Annotated in this window: 22 protein-coding genes and 1 tRNA gene; 11 read left to right on the top strand and 12 right to left on the bottom strand. The window is 63.7% G+C overall.

All coding sequences use genetic code 11. The features are described 5' to 3' along the window. Positions 1-37: 37 nt before the first annotated feature. The 5 genes from GKZ68_RS00735 to GKZ68_RS00715 all read right to left on the bottom strand — a co-directional run bounded on the left by GKZ68_RS00735 (position 38) and on the right by GKZ68_RS00715 (position 5,734). Positions 38-514, bottom strand: coding sequence for a sterol desaturase family protein (locus GKZ68_RS00735; RefSeq protein ID WP_173109799.1), 477 nt, complete (start codon positions 512-514; stop codon positions 38-40). Positions 515-649: 135 nt separating this feature from the next. Continuing rightward, positions 650-1,456 (bottom strand): enoyl-CoA hydratase/isomerase family protein, encoded by an 807-nt coding sequence (locus GKZ68_RS00730; RefSeq protein WP_173109797.1) that lies wholly within the window; start codon positions 1,454-1,456, stop codon positions 650-652. A 178-nt stretch (positions 1,457-1,634) separates the two neighbouring features. Beyond that, positions 1,635-3,938, bottom strand: coding sequence for a ComEC/Rec2 family competence protein (locus GKZ68_RS00725; RefSeq protein ID WP_173109795.1), 2,304 nt, complete (start codon positions 3,936-3,938; stop codon positions 1,635-1,637). Positions 3,939-4,066: 128 nt separating this feature from the next. After that, positions 4,067-4,501 (bottom strand): GNAT family N-acetyltransferase, encoded by a 435-nt coding sequence (locus GKZ68_RS00720; RefSeq protein WP_173109794.1) that lies wholly within the window; start codon positions 4,499-4,501, stop codon positions 4,067-4,069. 159 nt (positions 4,502-4,660) lie between these two features. Beyond that, positions 4,661-5,734 carry a PhoH family protein gene (locus tag GKZ68_RS00715; RefSeq protein WP_173109792.1) on the bottom strand — a complete coding sequence of 358 codons (1,074 nt, stop codon included), beginning with the start codon at positions 5,732-5,734 and terminating at the stop codon, positions 4,661-4,663. 209 nt (positions 5,735-5,943) lie between these two features. On the opposite strand from GKZ68_RS00715, the gene GKZ68_RS00710 reads away from it, so the two are divergent. Then, complete coding sequence (locus tag GKZ68_RS00710) at positions 5,944-6,777, top strand: S-adenosyl-l-methionine hydroxide adenosyltransferase family protein (RefSeq protein WP_173109790.1); 834 nt, start codon at positions 5,944-5,946, stop codon at positions 6,775-6,777. 88 nt (positions 6,778-6,865) lie between these two features. Here the strand turns inward: GKZ68_RS00710 and GKZ68_RS00705 are convergent, their stop codons facing one another. Beyond that, positions 6,866-7,057, bottom strand: a complete 192-nt coding sequence (locus GKZ68_RS00705; protein WP_173109788.1) for a hypothetical protein — start codon at positions 7,055-7,057, stop codon at positions 6,866-6,868. 126 nt (positions 7,058-7,183) lie between these two features. On the opposite strand from GKZ68_RS00705, the gene GKZ68_RS00700 reads away from it, so the two are divergent. From GKZ68_RS00700 to GKZ68_RS00685, 4 genes are all read left to right on the top strand, one after another. Continuing rightward, positions 7,184-7,480, top strand: coding sequence for a putative quinol monooxygenase (locus GKZ68_RS00700; RefSeq protein WP_173118078.1), 297 nt, complete (start codon positions 7,184-7,186; stop codon positions 7,478-7,480). 80 nt (positions 7,481-7,560) lie between these two features. Continuing rightward, entirely contained in the window at positions 7,561-8,109 is a 549-nt protein-coding gene (hscB, locus tag GKZ68_RS00695; protein WP_173109786.1) for a Fe-S protein assembly co-chaperone HscB, read from the top strand. 23 nt (positions 8,110-8,132) lie between these two features. Continuing rightward, positions 8,133-8,214 (top strand) — tRNA-Leu (locus GKZ68_RS00690). A gap of 193 nt (positions 8,215-8,407) precedes the next feature. Beyond that, on the top strand, positions 8,408-9,700 hold the full coding sequence (locus GKZ68_RS00685) for a site-specific integrase (RefSeq protein WP_173109666.1): 1,293 nt from the start codon (positions 8,408-8,410) through the stop codon (positions 9,698-9,700). Positions 9,701-9,815: 115 nt separating this feature from the next. Here the strand turns inward: GKZ68_RS00685 and GKZ68_RS00680 are convergent, their stop codons facing one another. Continuing rightward, entirely contained in the window at positions 9,816-10,010 is a 195-nt protein-coding gene (locus tag GKZ68_RS00680) for a hypothetical protein (protein WP_173109664.1), read from the bottom strand. A 75-nt stretch (positions 10,011-10,085) separates the two neighbouring features. Between GKZ68_RS00680 and GKZ68_RS00675 the strand changes: the two genes are divergently transcribed. The 6 genes from GKZ68_RS00675 to GKZ68_RS00650 all read left to right on the top strand — a co-directional run bounded on the left by GKZ68_RS00675 (position 10,086) and on the right by GKZ68_RS00650 (position 13,330). Continuing rightward, positions 10,086-10,739, top strand: a complete 654-nt coding sequence (locus GKZ68_RS00675; protein WP_254244096.1) for a thermonuclease family protein — start codon at positions 10,086-10,088, stop codon at positions 10,737-10,739. A 59-nt stretch (positions 10,740-10,798) separates the two neighbouring features. Beyond that, complete coding sequence (locus GKZ68_RS00670; protein WP_173109662.1) at positions 10,799-11,545, top strand: hypothetical protein; 747 nt, start codon at positions 10,799-10,801, stop codon at positions 11,543-11,545. A 90-nt stretch (positions 11,546-11,635) separates the two neighbouring features. Continuing rightward, positions 11,636-12,304, top strand: a complete 669-nt coding sequence (locus tag GKZ68_RS00665) for a hypothetical protein (RefSeq protein ID WP_173109784.1) — start codon at positions 11,636-11,638, stop codon at positions 12,302-12,304. Between the two features lie 87 nt (positions 12,305-12,391). Continuing rightward, a complete protein-coding gene (locus tag GKZ68_RS00660) occupies positions 12,392-12,907 on the top strand; it encodes a hypothetical protein (protein WP_173109782.1) in 516 nt (171 codons plus the stop codon). A gap of 30 nt (positions 12,908-12,937) precedes the next feature. Next, positions 12,938-13,180 carry an integrase core domain-containing protein gene (locus GKZ68_RS00655; RefSeq protein ID WP_173109656.1) on the top strand — a complete coding sequence of 81 codons (243 nt, stop codon included), beginning with the start codon at positions 12,938-12,940 and terminating at the stop codon, positions 13,178-13,180. A 12-nt stretch (positions 13,181-13,192) separates the two neighbouring features. Next, a complete protein-coding gene (locus GKZ68_RS00650) occupies positions 13,193-13,330 on the top strand; it encodes a hypothetical protein (RefSeq protein ID WP_173109654.1) in 138 nt (45 codons plus the stop codon). A gap of 131 nt (positions 13,331-13,461) precedes the next feature. Here the strand turns inward: GKZ68_RS00650 and GKZ68_RS00645 are convergent, their stop codons facing one another. From GKZ68_RS00645 to GKZ68_RS00625, 5 genes are all read right to left on the bottom strand, one after another. After that, positions 13,462-13,689 carry a hypothetical protein gene (locus GKZ68_RS00645; RefSeq protein WP_254244106.1) on the bottom strand — a complete coding sequence of 76 codons (228 nt, stop codon included), beginning with the start codon at positions 13,687-13,689 and terminating at the stop codon, positions 13,462-13,464. A 55-nt stretch (positions 13,690-13,744) separates the two neighbouring features. Then, positions 13,745-13,978, bottom strand: a complete 234-nt coding sequence (locus tag GKZ68_RS00640; RefSeq protein ID WP_173109780.1) for a universal stress protein — start codon at positions 13,976-13,978, stop codon at positions 13,745-13,747. After that, complete coding sequence (locus GKZ68_RS00635; RefSeq protein ID WP_173109779.1) at positions 13,897-14,670, bottom strand: hypothetical protein; 774 nt, start codon at positions 14,668-14,670, stop codon at positions 13,897-13,899. Before GKZ68_RS00635 ends, GKZ68_RS00640 begins: the two co-directional genes overlap by 82 nt. A gap of 155 nt (positions 14,671-14,825) precedes the next feature. Then, positions 14,826-15,656, bottom strand: a complete 831-nt coding sequence (locus GKZ68_RS00630) for a universal stress protein (RefSeq protein ID WP_173109648.1) — start codon at positions 15,654-15,656, stop codon at positions 14,826-14,828. A gap of 63 nt (positions 15,657-15,719) precedes the next feature. Then, positions 15,720-16,346: an amidohydrolase family protein gene (locus GKZ68_RS00625; RefSeq protein ID WP_173109777.1), complete on the bottom strand. Its 627-nt coding sequence runs from the start codon at positions 16,344-16,346 to the stop codon at positions 15,720-15,722. Between the last annotated feature and the right edge of the window lie 72 nt (positions 16,347-16,418).

Raw genomic sequence — 16,418 nt, 5'->3', positions numbered from 1 at the left:
CCCCTCAAATAGTTTGCCAGCGTGTGGCTAGCGCTGCTCACTGCGCCTTGCGGGCGGCCTGCTGGCGGGCTAGCCGCAGGTATTTGGGCGACACCCAGAGTAAGCCAAACTCCTCGGAATGGTCGCGCTCCTGGGTTTTGTGGTGCATTTTGTGGGCCATATTCAGGGCCCGCAAATACACACTGTCCGTTTTTTTCCAGAAGGGCAGGCGGCCGTGAATTAGGCCGTCGTGCACAAAAAAATACACCGTGCCGTAGGTCGCAATGCCCACGCCCACCCAAAACCACCAGTGGGCGCCATTATCACCAGTGATAAAAAGAACGGCCGAAATAGCCCCATAAATCACAAAAAACCAGTCGTTTCGCTCAAATGGACGCGGGCTGGGCCGCACGTGGTGCGAGCGGTGCAGCACCCACAGCGGCCCGTGCTGCACGTACTTGTGCATAAACCACGCCCAGAACTCCATGAAGGCGAACGTAGCGAGGGTGATGGCTAGGGCAAGGAAGAGGCTCATAACGTAAAAACTGCTCGTTATGCTGAGTCCCGCGAAGCATCTCGCTCAATTCGGCAGGAAAGTACCCTAGCGGCGCGGGCGAGATGCTTCGTTCGAGAACTCAGCATGATGTTCTTGATTTTGCTAGTAAGTAAGTTACCAGTCAATCTTTTCTTTGTTCAGAAACGCGGCGATGCCACGGCGGCAGTCGTCGGAGGCGCGGGCGGCGGCGTTGCGCTCGGCGGCGTAGCGCAGGCCGTCTTCGAGGGCTAGCTCGGGCAGGCGGGCCAGGATTTCCTTGGTGATTTCGATGCTGTGGGCTGAGTTCTCGCGGGCTAGCCGCAGGGCGTAGCTACGCACAGTATCGGCCAGCTGGTCTTTGTCGGCAATAAACGTAATGAGCCCATAGTCAAGGGCTTGCTGGGCCGTGATAGTATCGCCGCTGAGCAGCAGCTGCTTGGTGCGGGCCTCGCCAATGCGGCGCAGCAGGAACACGCTGACCACGGCGGGCAGGAAGCCAATTTTGACTTCGGTGTAGCCAAATTTGGCTTCGGGCACGGCAAAGGTGATGTCGCAGAGGGCGGCCAGGCCGCAGCCGCCGGCCAGCGCATGGCCCTGCACCTGCCCGATTACCAGCTTCTTACCCGTATAAATCTGGTGAAACAGCTGCATGAGGTGCGTGCTGTCGGCCAGGTTTTCCTGGTAGGTATTGTCTTGCAGCTCTTGCAGGTACTTGAGGTCGGCGCCGGCGCAGAAGACCTCGCCGGCGGCGCGCAGGATAATAACCTTGACCTTATCGTCGGCTTCGGCCTGCTCAAATGCCTGCTTTAGCTCGGTTACTACATTGGCACTAAGTGCATTGCGCTTGGCCGGGCGGTTGAGCGTGATGTAAGCCAGGCGGTCCTGCACTTCATAGAGCAGAAAGCGCAGCGTGTCCAGTTCCGGGGAGAAATAGTCGGTCATAGTGAACAAAATACGGCGAAAGCCGCCGCCCAGATTAAACGGCCCAAGTTAGGACGATATTTTAAAGACTCGCCGGGTTGGGGCACTGGTTGCTTTTGCAGCTAAATTCTTACGTAAGCGGGGCGGGAAGTTCCCGCTGAGGTACGCGGAGAAACTCCGCAGTGGTGCGCCGAGTCGTTCAGCGGCCGGGCGGCAGCGCGTAGCTGAAGGCGCCCTGCTCGTTTACATCCCAGGTGCGGAAGCCGGCGGCGCGCAGCGCCGAGTCTTGCCGGGCCACGTACCAACGCTTGCACGACGAGTCGAACACCACCTGCGCACCGGCGCCGAAGTGCGCGGCCAGCGCGTCGGGGTAGAGGTAGGCATTGCGGCGCAGCACAATGATGTCGGCCCGGAGGGCAGGCGCGGGGCTAGCCAGCCGGCGCAGGCTGCCGCTCACGAAGGCCACGCGCAGGCCGCGCCACTGCGCCAGCACCAGCGGCGCGGGCGGGTAGCGGAAGGTTTGCGCCAGGCTATCGGGCGGGGCTAGCCGGCGGGCGGGCACGCGGGTACCTTGCCAGCCCACGCAGTAGCGCGGGGCGCGGGTGCGGCGCAGTATCAGGCTGGGCTTGAGGCGGTAGGTGCGCTCAGTTTCGGAGAGCGGCAGCGAGTCGGCGGTGACAAACTCGGGCGCCGCGCCCTGCCAGAAGCCCACCACCGAGCGGCGGGGAATGCTGTAGACCACAAACTCACGCAGCGGCGCCACGGCCCGCGCCTCGGCCACCCGGCTGCCGGCATACAGGGCGAGCAGCGCTACGCACCAGCCTGCCCAGGCTAATCGCCGCGAGGCTAGGAATACGCAAAATGCCCCTATCAGCAAGAAAATCAGCAACGTTTGGGCCTGGCTAAGGTGCACGCTACCTACCACCGCGCCCGGCAGCCAGCGGCCAATGAGGAAAATGTATTCGTTGAAAAGCCAGATTAGGCCTTGAAATACCCAGCCGATGGCTTTCGGCAGGTAGCCGAGCACGGCATTGACGGCGGCCGGCAGGGCTAGCCCGACGCAAGCCACCAAGCCTTTCGCCAGCAGCAGCACCACGCCTACGTACACGGCCAGGCTGGAAATGGGTACCGCAAGGAGATTAGACAGCAGAAAGCTAAACGGGAACTGGTGAAAATAATATAGCCCCAGTGGAAACGTGGCCACCTGCGCCGCCAGCGACAGCGCCGTGAGCTGCCAGGCGGCATCGGCTAGCCCGGCGGCGGCGCGCCAGGCTTTTTGAATGGCCGGGGTGTGCCAGCTGCGCTGGCGGTCGAGCACAGCATTGCGCACATCGAGCCAGCGCACGATGGTAGGCTGCAGGTACACAATGCTCAGCACGGCCAGAAACGAGAGCTGAAACCCGACGTCGCAGAGCAAATACGGATTATACAGGAGCAAACAAAACGCCGCCGCGCTCAGCGTGTTGAAGAGACTGCTCTGCCGCTCCCAGGCCTGCCCAATGATGACGAGCGTAAACATGACCGTGGCCCGCAGCACCGAGGCCGAAAGACCCGTCAGCAGGGCGTAGCTCCAGATGAGGGCTAGCCCCAGCCCGGCCGTGAGCAGCCGGCGGCGCAGCGGGGAACCGCCCAGCGGCACCCGCGCCAACAGCCACCGCAGGGCCGCAAACAGCAGCCCCACCTGCAAGCCGCTCACGGCCATGATGTGCGTGGTGCCGGTGTCGGCGTAGGCCTGCTTGGTATCGTGGTCGATATCGTCTTTGAAGCCCAGCACGAGCGCCGTGCCCAGCGCGTACTCGCGGCGGCTGGGCACGTAGCGGCGCAGCACACCGTCGAGCACGGCCGCGGCCCGCTGGCTAAGGGCCACCGGCCAGCTTAAGGGCGCGTAGCCCAGCACTTTATACTGGCCCCGGTGCACAAACTGCGCGTAGTAGACCTGGTGCGTTTGGAGGTAGCGGCGGTAGTCAAACTCACCCAGGTTGGCGGGGCCTTTGCTCAGCTCGGGGCGGCCCTGCACCAGCCACACCTCGCCGTAGCGCGGGGCCGGCACCGAGTCGGCGGTTTCGTGGCGCGGCAGGCTGAGGCGGATGCCGCCGCTCGCCCGCTGCCAGCGCCCGGCCACCCGCACGGCCTGCACCCGCACGGTGGTGGCGAAGGTATTGGCCCGCACCACGGGCGCCTCGTCCACGGTGGCGCGGTAAAACTCGATGCGCGGGGCTAGCGGGCCGAGGTGGTCGGGCCAGCGGCTTTCCGTCACGGCCTGGCTGCGGGCGAAGCCCAGGGCCACTACGGCCAGCAGGCCCACAATGCCCACGGCATCGTGAGCCGCCGGGCTAGCCCGGCGCCGGCTCCAGAACCAGCCTAGCCAGTAGGCCAGCACCAGCCCCGCCGCCCAGGGCGCGGCGCTGCCCGCCCAGGCCGGCCCCAGGTAGAAGTAGCCCACCACGCCCAGAATAAAAGCCAGCGCCACGCGCAGAAAAGGAGCCGAGGACCACTGTAGCATGCGGCAAAGATGGCAGCAGAAGGCTGATAAAATCTCCTAATACTTAATAATTCAGCCACGACACTACTACGGCCCCCAAAAGCCCCCGCGATGGTCGCCCCGGGCTTTTAATTTCTCAAAGCGCTGCCCTAGCCCAGCACCATTTTGTAGTGCTGAATGTCGCACTCCTCAAACATCAGCCCTTGTTTGCTGAAGCCGGTGCGCTCGTAGAGCGGGATGGCGCGCAGCTGGGCGTGCAGGTACACCTGGGCCGCCTCGGGGGCTTCGGCGCGCACATCGGCCAGCACGCGGTGCACGAGGGCCTCGCCCACGCCGTGGTTGCGGAACTCGGGCAGCACGGCAAAGCGCTCCAGCTTCACGCCGTGGTCGGTGGGGCGCCAGCGGGCGGCGCCGGCGGGCTGGCCCTCTACCCTAGCCAGGTAGTGACGGGTGGTGGCCGCGCGGTCGTGGGCGTCGTATTCGGCCTCGGCGGGCACATTTTGCTCGCCCACAAATACTTTTTCGCGGATGGTAAAGGCCGCGTCGAGGTCGCGCAGGTCGGTTACTTTTTCAACGGTGGTCATGGGGCTGGGCGGCTACTATTATTCTCACAAAGAAAAGAACGTCATGCTGAGCTTAGCGAAGCATCTCTACCGCATCATTGGGTTAGTACCCTAGCGACCCGGTAGAGATGCTTCGCCAAGCTCAGCATGACGTTCTGAATTTTTACTTACGGCGCTATTTTACAGCGACTGCTCATGATTAACGGGCAGCTCGGCGTCCTCTCTTTCGGCCGGCCGGTGGCCGTTGTGGCGCTCGTTGCCATCGCGGCGGCGCTGCTTGAATTCGGCCTCGCGGCGCTGCTCGGCCACGTCAAATTTGTCGTAGGCCTGCACGATTTCCTTTACCAGGCGGTGGCGCACCACATCGTCGGCAGTCATCTCCACGAAGCCGATGCCGCGCACATCGCGCAGAATATCAAGCGCCTGCATGAGGCCCGACTTCTGGCGGGTGGGCAAGTCAATCTGGCTGCGGTCGCCGTTTACCATCACCTTCGCACTCGGGCCCATGCGGGTCAGGAACATCTTGATTTGCGAGGGCGTGGTATTCTGGGCCTCGTCGAGCAGCACGAAGGCATTGTTGAGTGTGCGGCCGCGCATGTAAGCAAGCGGGGCGATTTCGATAATCTTATTTTCCTGGTAGAATTTCAGCTTTTCGGCCGGAATCATGTCCTCCAGGGCGTCGTAAATCGGGCGCAGGTAGGGGTCAACCTTCTCCTTCATGTCGCCGGGCAAGAATCCGAGGCTTTCGCCGGCTTCCACCACGGGGCGCGAGATAATAATTTTCTTAACCTCCTTATTCTTAAGGGCTCGCACGGCCAGCGCCACCGAAATATAGGTTTTGCCGGTGCCGGCGGGACCGAGCGTGAAGGTGAGGTCGTGCTTCATCACGGTATCCACCAGCTTCTGCTGGTTGGGCGTTTTGGCCTTGATAACGCCGCCCTTGGCCCCGAAGAGAATAACGTCGGGCGAGGCGGCCAGCACGCGGCCCTCGGCTTCCTCGGAAGTAGCTGATAAGTATTGGTTTACATCACGGTCGGTGATGGCGCCGTACTGGTGGTAGTGCTCGATGAGCGAGCTGAGAATATCATTGACCCGCGAGATGACTTCGGCAGGGCCTTGGACTTTGATTTCGTTGCCCCGGGACACGATTTTACTGCCCGGAAAAGCAGCCGCAATACGACGAATATTCTGGTTATCGGCCCCTAGGAAGTCAACCAGGGACACATTTTCGAGGGTGATGACTTTTTCGACCAAGCTAGGTGGGCAGTGGGAAAAGAAGAAAAAAGAAACAAAAAGCTAACCGACTGCCGCACTGGGCGGGCAGCTGGCATCATTTTTACTGTCAGCCCGACGGGCTGAAATCTCCCGGCCGACTACCGGGAAATCAGGCTACTTTTGCAGCCGCGCCGGCCAGCTGGCCGGCCAACTAAACAATACTACGAAGAACCTGGCAACTTGCGGGCATGGGGGTACTGACGCTGCTTACGGATTTTGGCTACCGCGACCACTACGTGGCCGCGCTCAAGGCCCGTTTGCTGCACCTGGCCCCCACGCTGCCGGTGCTGGACCTTACCCACGGCGTCGAACCCTATAACATCGCCCACGCCGTTCACGTTCTCCGGGCCGTGTTTCGCGACTTTCCGCTGGGCACCACGCACCTCATTACGGTGAGCGACTACGGCGCCAGCGCCGCCGGGGCCGTGGCCACGCCCGCCTGGCACGCCGCCGAGCATGAAGGCCACTTTTTTGTGGCTGCCGACAACGGCCTGCTGCCGCTGCTCTGCGATGGCGTGCCGGCCCAGCTCGTGCGCCTCGAAGCGCCGGCCCTGGCCGCGCCGGCTAGCCCCACCCTGGCGGCCGGCAATCTCCAGCCGGTATCGCTGAACCCCACGCGCGACATTCTGGCGCCGGCCGCCGTGCGGCTAGCCCTGGGCCAGCCCTTGAGCAGCCTGGGTACGGCCGTGACAGACTTATACCTACTCACCAACCGGCAGCTGCGCCTGCAAGACAACCGCATTACGGGCCACGTGGTGCACGTAGACCACTACGGCAACTTGATTACCAACATCTCGCGCGAGGCGGTGGAGGTAGTGGGGCGCAGCCGGCCGGCCACCGTGCACTTCGGCCGCGAGGTGGTGCGCGAGCTGCGCCCGCACTTTGCGGCCGCCCCACCCGGCGAAATCGTGTGCACCTTCAACCCCCAGGGCTGCCTGTCGATAGCCATCAACCAAGGCCACGCCAGCGAGCTGCTAGGGTTGTATTTCGACTCGCAGGTCGATGTGCGCTTCGCGGAGTAAGTCGCGACTATTGCTGAAACAGCTCAACGTAAAACGCCCGGCTACTGGAAAGTAGCCGGGCGTTTTACGTTGAGCTGACGCTGACTCCCTATTTGGGAGCTACGGTCGAGTCAGTTTTCATCTTGGCCGTGCTGTCGGCCGCCGAATTGGCATTGCTGGGCACCACAACGGCCGTTTTGCTGGTATCGGTTTCTTTGGGTTTGTCGCTGCAAGAAGCCAGCAGCGAGAGGGCCGTCAGGGCCGGAGCGGCCAGCCAGAAGGCACGGGGAGCGTAACGCATGATAAAATTGACAGTAAATGATGAAGTAGAAGCCCCGTTGTACGCCCAGCCCGCCCGTGGGTTAAGCCTGAGCTTACTTCTGCCCGTATTTTTTTACTTGATACTCAGCCCTAATCCCTTTTGCCCGTGCTGCTCCGCATTGTTCGCCTCCCGCTCGACCCCGCCCGCGTAGCTGATTTTCTTCACCTATTCCGGCAGTCCGAAAACCGGATTCGTCAGCAGTCCGGCTGCCGCTACCTCGAGCTGTGGCAGGATGCCGACGAGCCGCACATTTACTGTACCTACAGCCACTGGGACGATGCCGCTGCCCTCGATGCCTACCGCCGCTCGGCGCTGTTTGGGGAGGTGTGGCCGGCCACCAAGCGCCTGCTGGCTAGCCCCGCGCAGGCCTTTTCGGTAGTGCGCGCCGCCGGGGGCGCCTGATTCTCGCCCGCTCTTGCCAACCAATACCGGGCGCTGGCTGTACTGCTACTCTACTGCCCCGGCTCCGGCCAACTCCTTACATGCCCGATACGACCAATTATTTCGCCTTCTACGGCCTGCCCGAAACCTTTTTGCTCGACGAGGCGGCCCTCAAAACCAAGTACTACCAGCTCAGCCGCGAGCTGCACCCCGACTTCCATGCCCAAGGTACCCCCGCTGCCCAGGCCGAAGCCCTGCGCCTGAGCACCCTCAATACCGACGCCTACCGCACCCTGGCCGACCCCGATGCCCGCATGGCTTACCTGCTGGGCCAGCACAGCCTGCTGGAAGAAGGCAGCGCCCAAAACCAGCTGCCCGCCGACTTCCTGATGGAAGTAATGGAGCTCAACGAGCAGCTGATGGAGCTTGAATTTGAGCCCGACCCGGCCGCCACCACCACCCTGGCCGCGAAGGTAACCGCCCTGGCCGATACTCTCGACGCAGGCATTCGTCCGGTGCTGGCCGGCTACGCGGGCCTGCCCCAGGACCACCGCCCGGCGGCGCTAGCCCAGGTCAAGACCTATTACCTAAAGAAGCGCTACCTGTTGCGGCTTCGCCAGCAATTGGCTACCTTTGCGGCCCGCTCGTGAGCTACCGGCCGCGCGGATAAATTGCCCAGATGGCGGAACCGGTAGACGCGATGGTCTCAAACACCATTACCGCAAGGTGTGCCGGTTCGACTCCGGCTCTGGGTACGACCCTCTAAGATGGGAGGGAAAGGTTAAGCCCCGAAAAGCCGTAAATCACTGATTTAACGGTTTTTCGGGGGCTTTTTTCGTGCGGTGTGCGGCGTGAGCCGTGCGCTTTGTGGCGGGAAGATTGCTCCCAATTCTGCCCCCACCCTGCCCCCAATGCGCCCCCACACGCCACCTCACTTCTCATCTTTTCATGAACATTCATTTTGAGCGCCGGTCGGACCGGCCAGACACCCAGGGACGGTGTGTTATCCACTTGCGGGCTACCTTTGACGGGCAACGGCTGCGGCTAGCTACTGGGGAGCGCTGCATAGCAGCGGATTGGAATGACAAACAGAGCTGGTTCCGCAAGTCGTTTGCCGACCTGGACAATGCGACGCTGCGCCTGAAAGCACTACGCAATAAGCTGGAGGATGCCTACAGCGACCTACGCGCCCAAGGTGTGTTGCCCACGGTGGCGGCGTTAAAAGCAGCAATGGCTACCGCCAATGCACCAGTTGCCCCCGCACCGGGGCTAGTCGAGTTGCTGGACGAATACTTAGGCGTACTAGTGGCGCGCGGCTTTCGAGCCAATACGGTAAAAGGCTATAAGACCACACGCAATGCCGTAACAGAATGGGTGGCTACGGTACCGGGTGGAATGACAGCGGCCGGCTATGACGCCACCGCGCACGATAGTCTGCTAGGCTGGCTGCGTGCGGAGAAAGAGCACGGTCAGAATACGATTGCGGGTATCGTCAAGCACCTGAAGCCGTTTCTGGCCTGGGCACGAGACGACCGGAAACAGACACTAAGTGTAGACCCAGCCAAGCTGGCGGTAGAGTGGGAAGACGTAGAAAAGTGCTGGCTGACGGCCGATGAGCTGGACCAAATGGCCCGGACCTTACTGCCCAACAACTTGGCGCTGGTGCGGGATGCCTTCGTATTTTGCTGTTATACCGGCCTGCGCTACTCGGACCTGCACGACCTGCACGCGGGTAATCTACACGAGTGGGACGGGGCAAAGGTGTTGCGGCTCACGCAAACGAAGACGCGCACAGGCGTGAGCATCTACCTGACGCCCCCGGCGCTGGCGCTACTAGCCCGATACACTGATACGCGGGCTCAACTATTGCCCGTGATGGCCAACGCCGTGATGAATCGCTACCTGAAACGCATTGCCCGGCTAGCCGGCGTGGAGCGGCCGGTAGAGGTCGTGGAAACGATAGCGGGCAAGCTACTGAAGCGGGCAGTGCCAAAGTGGGAGTTGGTGACCATGCACACGGCCCGGCACACCTTCGCTACGCAGAGCCTGATGCGTGGAATGCCGGCGGAAGTGCTGCAAAAAGTACTGGGCCACGCGAAGATTCAAACGACGCTAATTTACGCGAAGGTGGTGGAGGACTTTCAGCACCAAACTATGCGGCGCGTATGGGAAGGACTGCCCACCAGCGGCCCAGTGGCAAATCCAAGTACAGTCTGTGCCGTCGAGTTGGGGGCAGCGTAGCGGTCCTCCGGTAGCACTATAACTCCCCCGCCGTTGGGATTTCTAATCAACGGCGGGGGATGTAGGTGCCTTATGCATGCCTTTTGGGTGGGCTTTGCCTGGGTTCAGGCTAGGCTTAGCGCTCGTTCAGGGCGGCGCTCACCTCGCGCTCGGGCAGGCCGGTATACTGGCAGAACTCGCCGAGGCTTACGTAGGCGCGGGCGTCTTTACCCAGCCGGGTGCGGATGCGTTGGAGCAGGCGCTTGCCGGCCTCGTAGCTGTTGCCGGTGAGCGTGGCGGCCTCTTTGGGGTAGATGACGACCTGGGGCATGAAACTTGGTTACTTCGGGGTATAGTTGGGTAAGCGAATATACAGCGCAGCCTAGATACCGGTAGGTTTGCCGGCATGATACGACTGAGCGACTATTGGAGGGGGCTGCTGAAAATCACGGTAGCGGCTTCGGGGGTGGGCATGGTGGCGCTGGGGCTAGCCCCCGGCAGCTGCGGCCGGCGCGTGGACCGGGCGCTGCTGGCACCGGCCGGCCCTCCTCCCCTGCTGCGCACGCTGGCGCTGACGGGGCCGGCCTGGGAGCTGGGGCGGGTGGTGCGCGTCCTCGACGGCGACACCTACGAAGTGCTGACGGGCGGGCAAGTGGTGCGGGTACGGCTGCTGGGCGTGGATGCGCCGGAAGCCAGCCAGCCCTTCGGGCACCAGGCGACCAACTCGGTGCGGGCCTACCTGAGTGGGCGGCTGGTGCGTTTGCAGCGGCAGGGGGTGGACCTGTACGGGCGCACGCTGGGCGTGCTGCGGGTGCCGGTGGCTAGCCCGTGGCCCGCGCCAGCGGCCGTGGCGCTGGACAGCGTGCTGGTGGTGCGGGGCTGGGCCTGGGCGTTTGACCCTAGCCATGTAGTAGCGGCGCGGGCTAGCCAGCAAACCGAGGCACAGCGGACCGGGCGGGGCCTGTGGAAGTGCGGCACCGAGGCACCGGTGCCGCCCAAGCTGTGGCGCTCTTTCAATTCAGCCATTAAACGGCGCTACCTGGGGGGCTGTACCTGGTAGCAAAGCCGTTAGCGCAACACAGCGAGAGTACATTTTTCAACCTTCTTATTTTCTATTTTATGGGTCAGCTTACTGGAGCAATCCAATTTTCGGGCACCGTGGGTAATGTCACGGTATCCAAAACCGGCCAGGTGCGCCTGAAGCCGCAGAGCAACAAGGCGATGTACGCCACCTCGGCCACGATGCAGCGCACCCGCGAGAACGGCAGCGAGTTTGGCCGCGCCGCCAAGGCCGGCAAGCTGCTGCGCGAGTCGCTGCGCGGCCTCCTGCTCTCGGCCAGCGACAGCACGCTGGTAGCGCGGGCAACGCAGAAGATGCGCTATATCATCGGCATGGACGATGCCAACGACCGCGGCGAGCGGGTAGTGGACAAGGACAATGCCCTGACCGAGCTGCTGGGCTTCAACTTCAACGCTGGCGCGTCTATCGGGCAGTCGCTGCACGCGCCCTACGGCATTGCCCAGAACGGCGCCGACGTAACGCTGAGCCTGGCCAGCCTGAACCCGCAGACCGACATCGTAGCCCCGCAGGGCGCTACCCACTTCGAGGTGGTGCTTGGGGTGGCCGCGCTCAACTTCGAGACGGGCACTTACGCGGTGGCTAACGTAGCCGCGCCGCTGGGCGCTATCGCCCTGAACTCGGCGGCGGCGGCCCGCTCGGTTGTGGCTAGCCTGCCGGCGGCGCCCGGGGCCGATGACGTGGTAATCGGGGCCGTGGGCATCAACTTCTACCAGCAGCTCAACGGCAAGCTCTACCCGCTGAACAACAACGCGAGCAACCCGCTGGCAATTGAGTTTGTGGGCTAAAGCCAGGGCCTGCACACCTGAGGCGGCCGGCTCCCTACCGGGGCCGGCCGTTTCTATTTTCCCTTCTTTAAAACGCTACTTTTTAGCATAATGGCTTCTAAATCTCTTTTCCAGAAACAAGCGAACAAGCGCACGAAAACGGCGCTGAAGCTGCGCGCCCGCTACGATGCGAAGGTGCGCAAGTATGCCACGGCGCTCGTGGGCGCGCTAGCCGGCGCAACCGACGCCAAGGCGCGGCTCGACCGCCTCAACCTGCTCTACGGCGTGGACCTCTCGACGGAAACGCTGCTGGTGCATGCGCTGCGCACGGCGGGCCTGGCGGGCACACTTACTGGCACGATGGGCGCCAGCACGCCGGGCGAGGAAGTGCAGCTGTTCAACGCAACGGCCGACGGCAACGGCGGCGCGGCGCTGGCCCTGGAAGCGCTGTTTGGGGAGCTGGTGCTGGCGCCGGCCACCCCCGGCAGCGGCACGGGCGCTGGTACGGGCGGCCTGGGCACCGGGCAGAATTTTGATACCTCGCTGAGCGGCCCGAGTGGGGAAGGCGGCGGCGTAACGCTGGCGGCTAGTGCGGGCGACCGGCTCAGCTTCACTGCGCTGGCTAGCGGGGGCTCGGCTCCGGCTTCGATGGATATCGCTATCGGGGGTACGCAAGTGGCCTCGGTGGCGTACCTGGACCGCTACAACGGGAAGCCGTTCAGCTTCACCCACGCCGGGGTAGCCCATGCGGGCAGCTTTGCGGCGGCGGTGAATTTCTAAGCCTGGCGGCTTAGGAAAAACAACTGGGCCGGCCCTGGCGCGCTGCCGGGGCCGGCCTTCTTTTTTCACTTCTACTTTTTTACGCCAATGAGTACGATTAATAAGAGCCTGATGGGCTTCATTTTTAACGGGGCGGCGCTAGCGCTGGCCTCGGCGCCGTGGAAAAACAACGTGCGGGCCATTTATGGCTTCAATGCCGCGGGCAGTGGCTATCAGGTATTCAAGCCGGCCAGCGCGTTTAACTCACTCACGCAGCTCAGCCAGGACGGGGTGTATATCGTGGAGGCGGCCACGCCAGGCTTTGAGCTACCGGGGGCTACGGTACAGGCTAGCCCCCCGGCGGTGCAGACTAGCATTAGCCTCAACACCTTAGATGCCAGAATTAAGCCCAACGGCTACGTTACTATTTCTGTAAATGCGGATGGGGCGGACCAGTTGCGCATCGGGTCGCTGCTAGTAGACCTAAATGCCACTGAGCAGGCAATTGATACCGACCCGACCGGTGTACTGTATGAAACTATGCTGGACGAGGGCGGTATCCCGCTGGAGTTTCTAAAAAATGGGCAGGTACTGCTGAGTTATCCGTTTTACGCACGACGTTGAATAACTACCTAGTTTGCAAAAAGCCGGCCCTTGGAGAAGGCCAGCCTAAGCCGGCCCGGTAACCCCTACGATAATGCCCTGGCCGAGAGCGGCTGGAGCACGCTCAAAACCGAGCTACTGCCCCGCGGAGCTTGCTTTGCCAATCTAGAGGAGGCCCGGCTTGAACTGGCCGAGTACCTCGACCACTACTACAACACGCAGCGCCTGCACTCCGCCCTGAGCTACTGTACCCTGCTCGAAATTGAACTCCATTACCTTTTCAACCTACCTTAGCTCACTGTCCATTTGCACCCGACCACCTCAATACTGGTACTAGTGGCCCGGCCGCACACCCTGTTCGGCAGCTTGTGTCACCGCAGCGTCACGGCCCAGGTGCTGCGCGTAAGCCCCATCCCGGTGCTCGTGCGGCCCGTCGAGGCCTAGCGCCCTGCCGCCCGGCGTGCGGGCCGCACCGGGCGGGCGGCTTCATTTGGCACTGTATGCAGGGCTGACTTTGGCGTGCAGGGCCTTAACAAGCTCATTGGCCACGCTATCACTATACAGGCCGTAGCCGTTCACCAGGGTGCCCTTAACCTGGTATTTGACCGAGGAAATGGCATAGACCACGGCCTCGTCGTCGGGCTGGAATCACCTTCGAAGCGAAAGTGCTTGTCCACCACAAAATCATCGGCAAAGACCCGAATGGCAAAATTGCGGCCTTCGAGGTAGTTCTGCTTCAGGTTAAAATCTTCGGTGTAGCCCTCTTTTTTGAGCGCAGTGAGGGTTTGCGAAAGGGTTGTCATGGCATCCATGCGGCAGGGGCTTTAGAAGAAAAATAAGCGAAAGGGGGCTAGCCGCTCAGGCGGCGGGCGCCAGGCCGGCTAGCATCGTGTTGGCCCAGTGGGCCACGCTGGCCACGCGGCGGGAGGGCGGGGCAGTGGGCGCGGTGCCCGCCACGGCCACGGGTAGCACCAGCACTGGCACCGGGCTGTGCGTGAGCAGCTGGCCGGTTACGCTGCGGTGAAACAGGCCACCCCAGTAGCTGCGTTGGCGGGCCAGCACCACCACCAGGTCGGCCTGGGTGTCGGCCACGGCAGCCAGCAGGCCGGCGCCGAAGTCGGCGTGCTCGTAGCCGCGCAGCTCGGGCGGGGCAGGCCCGCCAGCAGGCCGCTGGCCTGCACGGCGCGCAGGGCCAGCGCACAGCCTTCATCGTCCTCTATGCCACTTGATATGTGAGCCACCACCACCTCGGTGCCGGGCAGCGCGCACAACTCGCGCAAAAACCCAGCTTCGGGGCCGGGCACAAAGGGCTCGCGGTCGGCCGCCAGCAAAATGCGGCGGGGCGCCTGGCCTGCCGGGGCGGCGGGCGGCAGCACCAGCAAGGGGTAGTTGCCGGCCCGCAGCAGCTCGGCGCAGGCGCTGGCCATGCTGGCCGTGGCGGGGTAGGCCGGGTCGGGCTGGCTGAGCACAAACAGCGCCGGGCGGTGCCGGCTGGCTATATCCTCGGCCACAACGGGCAGCAGGTCGGTAGCGATTTCGACGGTGGTGGGGCTGTGGAGCCCGGTGGCCAGCTGGCTGAGCGCGGCCCCGGTGCCGGCCTGGCGCTCCAGCTCCTGGCGCTGGTAGCCGGCCGCGATAAATTCGTAGGGGTCAAACAACGACGCCCGGTTGACGTGCAGCAGCACCAGGCGCCCGTGCAGGGCCTGGGCCACGGCATCGGCGTAGTGCACGGCGTGGCGGGCGGCCGGGTAAAAGCTAGCGAAAACAACGAGGGTGAGCGGCATGGACAAAGAGTATTTAGTGAGCTATAAAAAGCCGGCCGCGGGCCCGCGCCGGGTAGTCGGGCAATTCTCAAGCTGGTTTACCCGCGTGCCAAAACGGCCCTGGGTAGTCAGGGCCTTTTTGGCACGCAGCGGGTGGCTAAGGCAGGCTGCGCCCGCTACTCCTGCACCGGCAGCACGAGCACCGGAATGGGGCTATCGCGCAGCAGCCGGACCGTTGCGCTGTGGTGAAACAAGTTGCCGAGCAGGCTGTGGGGGCGGGCCAGCAGCACCAGCATATCGGCGTGCAGGCGGGCGGCTTCGGCCAGCACGCCGGCCGTTACCGCCGGCTGGTACACCTGGTGCAGCCGGCGTGGGGGCAAGTCCGGCACCAGGTCGCTGGCGCGCAGGGTAGCCAGCAGGTGCTCGGCATCGGTGGCGGCGTGCGCATCGTCGGTGATGTGCACCACGTCGAGCGTACCCTGGGTGGCTTGCAGCAGCCGGCGCAGCACATCCTGGTGCGGCCTGAGGCGGAAGGGCAGTCCATCGATGGCCAGCAGCAGGCGGCGGGGCGGAAAAGCATCGAGGCCCCGTAGCGGCACCAGCAGCAAGGGGTAGGCTACCCGATGCAGCAGGGTCATGGCCATGGTCGTCATTAGTTCGGCTGGCAGTGCGGTCGAGCCGGGCTGGCCCAGCACCAGCAGCAAGGGGCTAGCGGCGTGAATGGCGCTGGTGAGGCTATCGGGCAGGTCATCTTCGGGCGCGGCCCCGTCGATGAGCACGGGCGGGCCGGCCGCCAGTAGCTGCAGGGCATAGGAGGTTTGGCGCCGATTGGGCGGGGCCTGATAGCTGCCCGCCGGCTCGTAGGCGGAAGGCGCCAGCAGTTCTGGCTGCGGGATGTGCAGCAGCGTCAATTGGGCGTGCAGCGGCAAGGCTAGTCCCGCCGCATACGAAAGGGCATGGTTGGAGACGGCAAAAAAATCGGTCAGCACAACAAGCGAGGGCATCATGGCAAGGAGATTAAAGCGTTTAGGTTAAGTAAATTTTAATATTTATAATTATTTATCAATCAATTACTTGCTTGCCGCTGGGCTAGGCACTGGCGGCCGCCGGGCTACTTTGCGCACCGCCGCCGTGGGCGGCAAGGCCCCGGCCCGGGCAGCTTGGGTGGCCTGGGCTACCAGCGCCGCCAGCGCGCCCCGGTCCAGGAGGTAGCCGCCCTGCAGTACCGACGCTACCTGGCGCAAGTGGCGGATGTCGGTGAGGGGGTTGGCGGCCAGCAGCACCATATCGGCCCGGTAGCCGGGCTCAATGCGGCCCAGGTCCGAGTAGTGCCCCGTTATCATGGCCGGGGCTACGGTGGCGGCGCGCAGAGCCTGGGCCGGTGTGAGGCCGGCGGCCACCAGCAGCTCCAGTTCCGTCACAAGGCCGGTGCCGTAAAGCAGGCCCGGAGTGGCCGCGCCCGCGTCGGAGCCCGCCACGATAGTTACGCGCTGCCGCAGCAGCTCGGCCAGCAGCCGGCCACGCACCGAGTCGAGGGCCGGCCGGCTAGCTCTGCCGGCCGCCGACGCGCGCTGCTGGCGCCCGGCCGCTTCGGTCCACTGCTGCCGCAGCCCGGCGGGCGCCAGGCAGCGCAGCGAGTCGGGCAGCGCCCAGGTAGCGGCGAGGGTCGCCGCGTGGGCCGCCAGCGCGGGCACCACATAGGCGTGCGCCCGGGCCAGCGCCTCGGCCAGGGCAACGCAACGAGCCGGGCTAAACGACGCGGCAATGAG

Source organism: Hymenobacter sp. BRD128 (genome assembly GCF_013256625.1).
Lineage (GTDB): Bacteria > Bacteroidota > Bacteroidia > Cytophagales > Hymenobacteraceae > Hymenobacter.
Note: the sequence above shows the minus strand (reverse complement) of the source record. Positions and strands in the feature narration are given on the sequence as shown.